The 11,652-nt window shown below is 46.2% G+C and carries 9 protein-coding genes and 1 pseudogene; 4 read left to right on the top strand and 6 right to left on the bottom strand.

Annotated elements, in window-relative coordinates:
- Together ACRC32_RS18585 and ACRC32_RS18580 are read right to left on the bottom strand one after the other, a co-directional pair.
- On the bottom strand, positions 1-2,147 hold a 2,147-nt coding region (locus ACRC32_RS18585), incomplete at its 3' end, for a hydantoinase/oxoprolinase family protein (protein ID WP_438555361.1).
- 72 nt (positions 2,148-2,219) lie between these two features.
- A complete protein-coding gene (locus ACRC32_RS18580; protein ID WP_438555360.1) occupies positions 2,220-3,095 on the bottom strand; it encodes a M28 family peptidase in 876 nt (291 codons plus the stop codon).
- A gap of 161 nt (positions 3,096-3,256) precedes the next feature.
- Between ACRC32_RS18580 and ACRC32_RS18575 the strand changes: the two genes are divergently transcribed.
- The gene (locus tag ACRC32_RS18575; protein WP_192154833.1) at positions 3,257-3,529 is read left to right on the top strand and encodes a GlsB/YeaQ/YmgE family stress response membrane protein; all 273 of its coding nucleotides are present in this window, start codon (positions 3,257-3,259) and stop codon (positions 3,527-3,529) included.
- A 193-nt stretch (positions 3,530-3,722) separates the two neighbouring features.
- Here the strand turns inward: ACRC32_RS18575 and ACRC32_RS18570 are convergent, their stop codons facing one another.
- Entirely contained in the window at positions 3,723-3,965 is a 243-nt protein-coding gene (locus ACRC32_RS18570) for an RNA recognition motif domain-containing protein (protein WP_015156936.1), read from the bottom strand.
- A gap of 365 nt (positions 3,966-4,330) precedes the next feature.
- On the opposite strand from ACRC32_RS18570, the gene ACRC32_RS18565 reads away from it, so the two are divergent.
- Positions 4,331-5,293, top strand: a complete 963-nt coding sequence (locus ACRC32_RS18565) for a lysylphosphatidylglycerol synthase domain-containing protein (protein ID WP_438555359.1) — start codon at positions 4,331-4,333, stop codon at positions 5,291-5,293.
- Positions 5,294-5,596: 303 nt separating this feature from the next.
- Positions 5,597-6,184 carry a rhomboid family intramembrane serine protease gene (locus ACRC32_RS18560; RefSeq protein WP_438555358.1) on the top strand — a complete coding sequence of 196 codons (588 nt, stop codon included), beginning with the start codon at positions 5,597-5,599 and terminating at the stop codon, positions 6,182-6,184.
- Positions 6,185-6,614: 430 nt separating this feature from the next.
- On the opposite strand, the gene ACRC32_RS18555 is transcribed toward ACRC32_RS18560, so the two are convergent.
- The 3 genes and pseudogenes from ACRC32_RS18555 to ACRC32_RS18545 all read right to left on the bottom strand — a co-directional run bounded on the left by ACRC32_RS18555 (position 6,615) and on the right by ACRC32_RS18545 (position 8,813).
- Positions 6,615-6,683, bottom strand: coding sequence for a DUF6887 family protein (locus tag ACRC32_RS18555; RefSeq protein WP_438555363.1), 69 nt, complete (start codon positions 6,681-6,683; stop codon positions 6,615-6,617).
- Positions 6,684-6,718: 35 nt separating this feature from the next.
- Positions 6,719-6,817: pseudogene (locus ACRC32_RS18550) on the bottom strand (DUF6888 family protein); the annotation flags it as partial.
- A 52-nt stretch (positions 6,818-6,869) separates the two neighbouring features.
- Complete coding sequence (locus tag ACRC32_RS18545) at positions 6,870-8,813, bottom strand: hypothetical protein (protein ID WP_438555357.1); 1,944 nt, start codon at positions 8,811-8,813, stop codon at positions 6,870-6,872.
- Between the two features lie 536 nt (positions 8,814-9,349).
- Between ACRC32_RS18545 and psaA the strand changes: the two genes are divergently transcribed.
- Positions 9,350-11,608, top strand: coding sequence for a photosystem I core protein PsaA (psaA, locus tag ACRC32_RS18540; protein WP_438555356.1), 2,259 nt, complete (start codon positions 9,350-9,352; stop codon positions 11,606-11,608).
- Positions 11,609-11,652 lie beyond the last annotated feature (44 nt).

Genomic DNA, 11,652 nt, shown 5'->3' with positions numbered 1-11,652 from the left:
CTCAACACCAAATGATTTCTCTGTGTCACTTCGGCTTGCCAGCCAGGTTCGACGATATTCGTCCCCGTGGCTTCCGCGACGATCGCGGGACTGAAAATACAATCTCCTGGTTGTAAGTCTTCTCTTCTATAGACAGGTGTGTCGTGCCACGCATCGGCTGTATACATTTGTACTGTCTTCACTGGTACGGGAGGTGCGTCGGTGCGCCGAGTTACAATTGGTTCTGTAGCTACCTCTGTTTTTAAGATCGCCTCCACAGCTACCGCCTCGACAATGAATCGTCGATCGGCAGCAATAAACCCGTACAGTTGACGGTGCGCTGCCTCAAACTGCTGTCGCATTCCTGCTATATCTTCGTATCGGACTACCAAAGGCGAATCTGTCCCCTCGTAGCGCAAATGTACTCGCCGCATTACCGATAGGGTTGAGGTGATGCGGTTATCTCTATCTGTAAGGTCTAGTTCTGCTTTTGCTTCTAACTCTAACTGAGTTAAAATTTCTTCTAATTCAGCCACCAACTGCACAGTTAAAACCCTCTCCACGGCACGTTCTCGTAACGCCCGTTCGTCTGCCAAACCCATACCATAAGCCGATAGCACCCCAGCATAGGGATGGATCAAAATCTGCTGCATTCCTAAAGCGTCGGCAATTAAACAAGCATGTTGTCCGCCAGCGCCGCCAAAACAGCAGAGAGTATATTCCGACACGTCATAACCGCGCTGAAGAGAGATCTTCTTAATCGCATTCGCCATTTTTTCCACAGCGATCGCTAAAAATCCGGTTGCGACTCGTTCGGGCGATCGCCCATCTCCAATGTCTGCCGCTAGTTGGCTAAACTTGCGTTGCACGACTTCTGCATCTAAGGGCAAATCTCCACGCGATCCAAATACCTTGGGAAACAAGTCCGGTTGCAACTTGCCTACCATGATGTTGCAGTCCGTTACCGTCAGCGGTCCTCCTTGACGATAACAAGCCGGTCCTGGGTTTGCCCCAGCCGATTCGGGTCCCACACGATAGCGCGCCCCGTCAAATTGGGCGATCGAACCGCCACCCGCCGCCACCGTATGAATTGCCATCATCGGCGTTCGCAGTCGCACTCCTGCCACTTCTGTTTCTAACGCCCGTTCGTATTCGCCTGCGTAATGGGCAACATCTGTAGAAGTTCCACCCATATCGAAGCTGATAATCTTATTAAACCCCGCCATCAAACTTGTCTGCACTGCCCCGACAATCCCTCCCGCAGGTCCCGAGAGAATGCTATCTTTCCCCTGAAACCTTTGGGCATCTGCTAACCCACCATTGGATTGCATGAACATTAATTTGGGTGAGTCGGGAAATTCGGAATTCGGAATTAAATTCTCTCTCTGCTCCCCTGCTCCTCTGCTCCTCTGCTCCTCTGCTCTCTTTCCCCTGCTCCCTGCTCCCTGCTCCCTGCTCCCTCCCATCTGACTCGCCACCCGATCCACATACCTACGCAAAATGGGAGATAAATAAGCATCAACTACGGTAGTGTCGCCTCGACTGACGAGTTTCATCAAGGGACTGACTTCGTGGGAGACGGAAATCTGAGTGAAACCGATTTTTCGGGCTACGGCTGCAACTTGTTGTTCGTGTTGAGGATAGCGGTAGCCGTGCATGAAGACGATCGCGCAGGAACGAATTCCGGCATCGTAAGCTGCTTGCAATTCTAAGGTGTAGGCTGGATTAACAGAAATGAGTTCTTCGCCTTGGGCGCTGTAGCGTTCTTCTACTTCAACGACTCGTTCGTACAGCATTTCTGGTAAAACGATTTGCCGTGCGAAGATGTTGGGGCGATTTTGGTAGCCGATGCGTAAGGCATCCCGAAAGCCTTTTGTCACAACTAAGACAGTGCGATCGCCTTTACGTTCTAACAGTGCATTTGTCGCGACAGTCGTTCCCATCTTCACCACACCAATTTGTGCTGCTGGTAGGGGTGCATCGGCAGGAATGCCGAGAATTTCCCGTATGCCTTGAATTGCTGCATCGGTATAGCGTTCTGGATTTTCCGACAGTAGTTTGTGAACGATCGTTCGTCCGTCAGGATGCTGCGCCACGATATCGGTAAACGTACCACCGCGATCGATCCAAAATTGCCAACGTCCTATCGCGCGATCGGCTACCGTCATCACTCATTCCTCAATGCAAGGGCTATTTGTAAGTTAGCAGCAGCTAGGGTACAGCTGCATGGCGCGATCGTCCTATCGTAGTTGGTGAATTCCTTGAATTAATCCCTGACAAACACCCGTGAGAAAATCTAAATTTAAGGTTTCAATGCGATCGCTCTGTTTGTGATAGTGAGGGTTGCGTAACATCGCTGTATCTGTAACCATCATCGCTCGATATCCTCGATCCCAAAAGGGCGCGTGATCGCTTAATCGCGTTTGGGGAACAATCCTACCTCGGTTGGGAACTGGCAGCCACTCGCTCGGAACTCCTACTTGGCGTATATTTCGGCTGAGATGAATTAAGTCAGGAACGATCGATAAATTACCGATCAAAGCAATGAAATCGCCGCGATTAGGGTAAAAGCGCTCTAATGGACTTGGGTATCGTTGCGATCCAGGTGTAGCATCGCTGTAACCCAACATTTCAAGGGAAATCATCAAACGTAGCGGTTGTCGCTGCTGGCGTAATAAATCGGCATAGGCAGACGCACCCGAACCTACAGCGATACCGTCTTTTCCGGTAAATCCGTATTCTTCTAAATCAAATGCTACGAGTTGAATGGGATATTTAGCTGGTTGGGTAGCAAAAGATTTTGCTAATTCTAGTAGTACCGATACACCTGTGGCATTATCATCTGCCCCAGGCGTACCAGGAACGGTGTCGTAATGCGCGCCAATTAAAATTGGTGGAGATTTTCTCTTGCTTTGTTGCAAGCAAGGAAGATTGAGAATTAAGTTTTGAAAAGTTTGTCCTCTAATTTGAAATTCATGAATGTCTACCTTGCCCCATTGACTGAGTTCTGCATGAATATATTGGCGGACGAAGAAATGTCCTGCTGTTGATAGGAAAGGATCGCGATCGCGGACTATTTCTGTTAAGTGATTCTGCAAGCGTTGTTTGAGATCCACAGTCTGGTTTAATTTTTTACTTAAATAGTTTTCACCTTCATTGTCGTATAAACCGAATATATCTTGCGATTCTCAAATTTCTTCCGTGCGATAGATCGATTTTTCAGTATATATCAATACCATAAAAGTATTGAAATAAATTATTCAAAGGAGTTTGAGCAGTGAATATTCTAGCTTGGATAGTCTTAGGTTTAATTGCTGGCGCGATCGCCAAAGCTATCTATCCCGGCCGTCAAGGTGGTGGTATCTTAGGTACGCTCTTACTAGGTATTATTGGTGCATTTGTAGGTGGTACTTTGGGAACTTTCCTCAGTACGGGAACCTTACAGTTGGCAGCTACAACTTTTAGTATTCCTGGTATAGCTTTAGCAGTTCTTGGTGCAATTATTGCTATATTTATTTGGAATGCAATCAACCGTCGAAGCGCTGTATAAGCTGTTAGTAAAAGCGTAGTTAAAGTATAAGATTTAGAATAAATCGGGATAGGAAAGTAGATAAACTATCCCGATTTTGCGTTTTGAATATTCGATAATATAGATCTGAATCCAAGCAGGCAAAAATTTCTCTCTAACCTCTTGCTCTAGAACCGATCTTCAAATAAGAGTTATGTCAGATTGTCAGTCAAACTTAATCCGAACTCACTTCTCGAATTTGTAAAGCATTACCCATCCACTCAGCACCGTGAAGCTGAAATTTTGCTATTTCTTCTTGAGGTTTTGCAGTCATTTGGACGAATGCAAATCCTAACCCTTCACCCGTACTCCAGTGAGTCGGATAAAAAATATGTTTGATAGAACCGTAATTGCCAAAGAGGTCTAAAATATCTGTCTGTGCTACTTGGTGCGGTAAGTTATTAACGAACAGGGTCATAAAAACACTCCTCTATCGATTCATGGCAATGCCTGGACTCTAGTATTCCCAAAATTTCATCAAAAATTTGGCTCGACAGATCGGCTGCGCTCGGAGTTCCTCCAACACCCTTTTTAGGAAGCTAAGAAAAATTGGTACGTGAGGTGATGTCTAATTTGTGACTTCTACCTATTGTTACTGTGACAGTTTTGATTGTTACCGCTTGCGAGTCAGTAGTATTTATTTTTTTTGTATATTTAATAACAATTAACTCAAAATAAATAATTGACAGCACATCTACTACGTTAGATTCATGACTTCTGGCAAAGTATTACGAGAAGATAATACAAATTTAGCTTTTTCGTAAAATTTATTAAGATTGCTAAATGAACTTCAAACGCTTATCTCAGTTTGGCTCTCCGATTTTAGGTTTACTCTTATTTGGAGTATCGTTGTGGGCGATCGCAACTCAATTGCGAGAGTTCGACTATCGAGATATTTTTCGTAGCTTGGCAGAAATTCCCAAAAGTTACATAGTACTTGCACTGATTTGCACTGCGCTGAACTACTTGATGCTGACGGGGTATGATGCTTTAGCAATGCGATCCATTCGCCGTTCCATACCTTTTCGGAAAGTGGCACTGACGGCGATTATTAGTCAAGCAATTACCAATACTGCCGGATTAGAACTCTTAACTGGCAGCGCGATCCGCTACCGATTTTATTCGGCTTGGGGGCTATCGACTCTAGAAATTGCGAAAGTGATTACTTTCTGTCACGTTAGCTTTTGGTTAGGCTTTTTTGCCGTAGCTGGCTTGGTGTTGATTGGCGAACCGGTATCTGTCCCCTCTTTACTCCGCATTCCCTCAAACTCTTTATTTCCGCTCGGTACGATATTTTTATTTTTAGTTGCAGGATATTTATTGTGGAATACTTGGAGTCACAAGCCGATGAAACTCGGCAAGTGGGGAATTCCGCGCCTTCCTGGTAAGCTTTCACTATTTCAAACAGCGATCGCGATCCTCGACTGGGCAATTGCAGGAGGCGTTCTCTACGTTTTGCTATTAGCTAACGCTCCCTTATCGTATCCAAGTTTTTTTGGGATCTACATCTTAGGACAGTTGGCAGGAGTTATTAGCAATGTCCCTGGTGGATTAGGCGTGTTTGAAACGGTACTCTTGCTGTCGCTATCAGCTCAAATTCCCTCAGCCGAACTGTTTGGGGCGTTATTAGCCTATCGAGGCATTTACTACTTTTTACCTTTAATTGTGGCGATCGTACTGCTGGGGATTTATGAATTGCGGCAGCGATTCGAGAAAACAGAGTTTTCTCCGCGCAATCGTACCTAAACTTTCTGAACTCATTCTCGTTCTTCAACTTAAGACATATAAAAACGTTACCGCAGCGATACCATATCTAGTTACAAACGCTACTTGAGGGATAAGAGGGCAATTCTGGTTCGATATAAGTGGCAAACTGCCAGAGTTAGGTTCAGGCGATCGCGTCAATTGGCGATCGCGCAAACTTCCAATTAAAATACAAGCACAGCCACAGATATTGTTGTATTTGCTGTCTGAGTCAGTGCAAATTATGCTTGAGCTAAGAAGTTTTGAGTGTGGGGTAGGCTGCTACCAACTTCGTAACTATGAACTATGAGTAAACAAGAATCTGGAGCGATCGCGCGGGAAATTCAAACCCAAATTTTCGTTTTGGGTGGACTCGCCGCCCTCATGTGGATTACCGAATTTATAGATATCTTCTTTTTTAGAGGTAGATTAGACGCTTTTGGTATTCGTCCCCACAGCTTTATCGGCTTGCGGGGCATTTTCTTTGCCCCTTTTTTACACGGTGGATTGGGACATTTAATTGCGAATACAATACCGTTTCTCACTTTAGGCTGGTTAGTGATGTTACGGGAAACCAGCGATTTTTTTGTCGTCAGCATCATTACAGTACTCGTCAGTGGATTAGGCGTATGGTTGACTGGTTCACCTTATTCAATCCATGTCGGTGCGAGTGGAGTTATTTTTGGTTATTTTGGGTTTTTACTCCTACGTGGCTATTTTGAACGGAGTTTTGCAGCAATTTTATTTTCTCTTGTTGTGGGCTTCCTTTACGGCGGGATGATTTGGGGAGTTTTACCAATTCAATACGGTATTTCCTGGCAAGGGCATTTATTTGGATTTATTGGGGGTGCGATCGCGGCTCGTTTATTAGCTAAACCAAAAAAGAGGTATTAGTAGTAGAGGCGCACTGCTGTGCGCCCGCTTTGTAGAAAAAGTGTAAGCTTCTCCATTCTCCCAAGCTTTAATACTATTTTCATGTGGCTCGATTAATTCTTCTTCCTTTGTAGGTTGTTCCCACAATCTGCCGTCATTAAAACCTTCGTAACGAGTAGCAGAAAATATGTGTGGAATATCTTCTCAAGAAACACATCTAAGTCCTACATCTAGCTGATTCAATAGCGTAGCTTTTAGGAAGATTCATTTTATAGATTTGTGAATTTCAAGCGTAGGTGAGCATTGCCCACCTTACGAGTAGATGACATAATTTTAAGCTTCAGAATTGTCATGAAAACGCTTAGTAAACTCAGGATAATTTTCTATATCCTCTAGTGAGTTTAATGGTGGCATTTCAATCCAGTTTCCTTCCATATGGAGTTTATCTACATTAAGCATAAAAAGCTTCATTGTCGTCTCGATGAGTAAGAACATAGTCATGTAAGTCTTTCTGACTCATTGCTTGAAAATTAGGCTTACTCATCCTATGTACCTTCATCGCCCGTTAGGATATATTTCTATGATATTTTCCTCGCCTGCCAATATAAATACGTTTCCCGCTCGCTCATCCATGCGAACAATATTAATAGGTAAGTAAAGTTTAGAAGCTCCTTAGTAAGGTTTGCCAGCAAAGTATTGTAATTTCCTATTTTGTAGAGCCTGTATCAGGTAAGTCCATAGATGGTACTAATTCTGCATCACCTGAATTTTCCTGTCGGGGAATTGGTTGTTCGCTTGGTTCTGTAATTTCTGGTAAAGCAGGTGACATGCTAGGAGATGGCGTAACTTGAGGACGGCGGAAACGATTGAAATAACCACCAAATTTTTGACCAATTGGATTTTGAATCTTTGGTGTTTCTGGCGCAATTGGTTTTGGTTCTACTGGTGTTGTTAACTCTGGTGCAATTTCTTGAGTAGTATTTTCCTGTTCAGGAGTATTTAACTCGGATGCGGGTGATTCTTCGACTTCAGGCAAAGTGGGTGATGGTGTAGCAGTTGGTGGACGACGAAAACGATTGAAATAACCACCAAAACGTTGGGAGTCGGGAGTCTGTAGGGACGGGTTTCCAAACCCGCCCGTACGGGAGTCGGGAGTCGCTGGAGTCGGTGCGACTGGCGGTGTTATTTCTACTGCTGGTACTTCTGGGGCAATTTCTGGTAGTGGTTCTGTTTCTTCAGGAGTAGTTAATTCTGGTGCAGGTGCTTCTACTTCTGGCGTTGGCGATGGTGCAACAACTGGCGAACGGCGGAAGCGATTGAAAAATCCTTTCGGTTTTTCTTCCTCTAGTTTTTTTGGTGCTGCTTCGGGTTTCTCTTCTTGTTCTACTGTAGGTTCCACTTCCGGCGAAATTTCTGGTTGTGGTTCTACAGCAGGTGGAGTTAACTCCGGTGCAGGAGATTCTTTGACTTCCGGTAGCGTCGGGGATGGTGTAGCAGCAGGACGGCGGAAGCGATTGAAAAATCCCTTTGGTTCTTCTACTTTGGCTGGAGGTATCGGGGCTGGTTCTTTAGTTTCAGTTTCTGGAGTTTCAATCTCTGTTTCGGCAGGCTTTTCTTTCGTTTCGGTTGGTATCTCTTCTTCTGGTTGCGGTGGAATAGTCTCTTCTATCGCTGGTGGTACGGGTATAGGCACTTTTTCTACTTCGCCCTTGTAGTCAGGATCGACAATACCACGGGCGGCGGCAGCGGATAATTCGCCCCTTACCAGTTTTGAGAGAGTATCTTGACTATTCGGATCGTAGGAAATGACGCGGACGGTGTTGTTAAAAACGTTTTTGACTGGGTTGCCTTGTTCGTCGAGAAATTCTAGTTGTACCCAGTTTTTCCCCTTGTTAAAACCTTTAAGATAAATTGGTTCCCAGCGATCGATAATGAAACTCTTGCCGTTAATCGTACAACGGATGCGCCAGTCGGGAACTTCGTCTTGAGGATCGGCTTGGGCGGCGAGGTGTAAGGGGGCGTTGGTAAGGTAAAAGTCGAGTAGGATTGGTTCTGCCCCGTAGCTACCTTTAGGACGGCTGTAGGTTAATAATGGCTGGCTAGAGTTAGGGTTGTTATCGTCGGTTTTGGTAAAAACGTGAAATGTAGTTTGAGCGTATGCACCCTCGTTCTTAAAACTTTCATGCCAAGGGCGAGAAGCGAAGACGCGCAGGGTGTGAGTACCTGGGGATAGGTTGGATAGAACAAAAGGTTTTTGCACGTCGTAGACGGCTTCGTAGGGCTGGTTATCGAGAATAACGTGAAGATGGGGACCTAAGCCTAAATCTGAATTTTGAAAAATGGGTAGGTCTTGGACTTGAAAGCGGGCTGATACCGTATCGTCTTGCAGCACCTCATCGGGCTGGGGAGACAAGATTTTCACTTGCGGCTGGCGAACTTCCAAGGCTTGACGCAGTTGCAGAATAGCTTCCGGTGGGGCGACTTCGGTAATGTTACCTGCAAGTTGGACGGTACTGCGGGAGTTTGGGGGAGTAGCGGCGCGTAAAGTATCCGAACTGCCACAACTTACCAGACCTAAGCTCAAACATGCTGCGACTAGAACTGCGATCGCAGCCTTAGCCATTTTTCGTAGTTTTGCGATCGCCACCACCCAAAATGCTCCTCATACTCGAAATTTACTATCACCCTCAATCTAAATTTTAAGGGTTGCAGGTAAATCGCCTGAAATGATTTACAGATTGTGCCAGATGACAGATCGGCTTTCGCGTTCTAAGTATCAAGCGTTACATGTAACTCACGCATGTGATACAAGTCAATTTAATAAAAAACTTCATCCTCAAGAGGTAACTCCCATCGCCTGTTTCCTGACTTCTGACTCATTTCTTCATAAATGTTGCAAATTATTTAGCTTTGTAAATTATATAAATAACCCCTTGACTTTTTTCACAGTCATGGGAAGTTGAAGACCTGAACCTGCTTAATGTTGAGCAATTTTGAAATATTGTTAACAAAAGCCTAATATGAAGACAAGCGAGATTTTATAATTCATCAGAAAGCAGTTTCGCGATTCGGTATTCTGGTCTACCTGATGGATGTCATAGAACAGACAAATGGTTGACTTACTCAAAGAAAACCGATTTGTGAATTAAACCACTCCTGTTTCCTTGTCAAGAGAGGAGAGTCTAAATGACGATCAGTCCTCCGGAGCGAGAGGAAAAGAAAGCAAGAGTTGTCGTCGATAACGATCCGGTTCCAACTTCATTTGAGTTGTGGTCAAAACCTGGACACTTCGATCGCACCTTGTCTAGAGGTCCCAAAACCACAACCTGGATTTGGAACCTGCACGCCCTCGCACACGATTTCGATACGCATACCAGCGACCTAGAAGATATTTCCCGTAAAATCTTCGCCGCTCACTTCGGTCACTTAGCGGTGATCTTCATCTGGTTGAGCGGGATGTATTTTCATGGCGCTCGTTTTTCAAACTATGAAGCTTGGCTAGCCGATCCACTGGGCGTGAAGCCTAGCGCTCAGGTTGTCTGGTCTGTTGTTGGTCAAGACATTTTAAATGCTGATGTCGGTGGTGGCTTCCACGGCATTCAGATTACATCTGGGTTTTTCCAAATTTGGCGTGGTGCTGGCATCACGAACACGTTCCAACTCTATTGCACTGCCATTGGCGGTTTAGTCATGGCGGCGCTGATGCTGTTTGCTGGTTGGTTCCACTACCACAAACGCGCTCCTAAGTTGGAATGGTTCCAGAATGTCGAGTCAATGCTGAACCACCACCTAGCAGGATTGTTAGGTCTAGGTAGCTTGGCATGGGCGGGACACCAGATCCACGTATCTTTGCCAATTAACAAGCTGTTGGATGCTGGGGTAGCGGCAAAGGATATTCCTTTACCGCAAGAATTTATCCTCAACTCCAACTTGATGACTGAGTTGTATCCCAGTTTTGCTCAAGGCTTAACGCCCTTCTGGACGTTGAACTGGGGTGCGTATGCTGACTTCCTCACCTTCAAGGGCGGACTTAATCCCGTTACTGGTGGACTGTGGTTGACAGATCAAGCGCACCACCACTTGGCGATCGCCGTATTGTTCATCATTGCCGGACACATGTACCGGACGAACTGGGGCATCGGTCACAGCTTGAAGGAAATTCTGGAAAATCACAAAGGACCCTTCACCGGAGACGGTCATAGAGGTCTGTTTGAAAACATGACCACTTCCTGGCACGCTCAGTTGGGAACCAACTTAGCAATGCTGGGTTCGCTGACGATTATCGTGGCGCATCACATGTACGCGATGCCTCCGTATCCGTACTTGGCAACCGACTACGCAACTCAGCTGTCCATTTTCACTCACCACATGTGGATTGGCGGCTTCTGTATCGTCGGTGGTGCGGCTCACGCCACCATCTTCATGGTGCGGGATTACGATCCAGCCACGAACATGAACAACGTTCTGGATCGAGTCCTTCGTCACCGCGACGCTATCATTTCTCACCTCAACTGGGTGTGCATGTTCTTGGGCTTCCATAGCTTCGGCTTGTACATCCATAACGACACGATGCAAGCGCTCGGTCGTCCCCAGGATATGTTCTCGGATACGGCGATTCAACTTCAGCCCGTATTCGCGCAGTGGGTGCAAAACCTACACACCTTGGCTCCTGGTTCTACCGCTCCTAACGCCCTCGAACCCGTCAGCTATGCTTTCGGTGGCGGCGTGCTGGCTGTAGGTGGAAAAGTCGCCATGATGCCGATCGCGTTGGGTACGGCGGATTTCATGATCCACCACATTCACGCTTTCCAAATCCACGTTACTGTACTAATCCTGCTTAAGGGCTTCTTGTTTGCCCGTAACTCTCGCTTGATCCCAGACAAAGCTAACTTGGGCTTCCGCTTCCCTTGCGACGGTCCAGGACGCGGCGGTACTTGTCAGGTTTCTGGTTGGGACCACGTATTCTTAGGTCTGTTCTGGATGTTCAACACGATTTCGATCGCCGTCTACCACTTCAGCTGGAAGATGCAATCGGATGTGTGGGGCACGGTAGACCCAGACGGCACGATCAATCACATTACGGCAGGCAACTTTGCCCTCAGCGCCACTACCATTAACGGTTGGTTGCGTGACTTCCAGTGGGCGCAAGCCGCTCAGGTAATTCAGTCCTACGGTTCGGCGTTGTCCGCTTACGGACTGCTGTTCTTAGGCGCTCACTTTGTCTGGGCATTTAGCTTAATGTTCTTGTTCAGCGGTCGCGGCTACTGGCAAGAGCTGATCGAATCGATCGTTTGGGCGCACAACAAGTTAAAAGTCGCTCCCACCGTACAGCCTCGCGCTTTGAGCATCATTCAAGGTCGAGCTGTGGGAGTAGCCCACTACCTCTTGGGCGCGATCGTCACGATCTGGGCGTTCTTCGAGGCGCGAATACTTTCAGTAGGTTAGCATTCAGTCATCAGCAATTCTTATGGATTGCTGATGGCAATAGG

The organism is Chroococcidiopsis sp. (genome assembly GCF_051657925.1).
In the GTDB taxonomy this organism is placed as follows: Bacteria; Cyanobacteriota; Cyanobacteriia; order Cyanobacteriales; family Chroococcidiopsidaceae; genus Chroococcidiopsis.
Note: the sequence above shows the minus strand (reverse complement) of the source record. Positions and strands in the feature narration are given on the sequence as shown.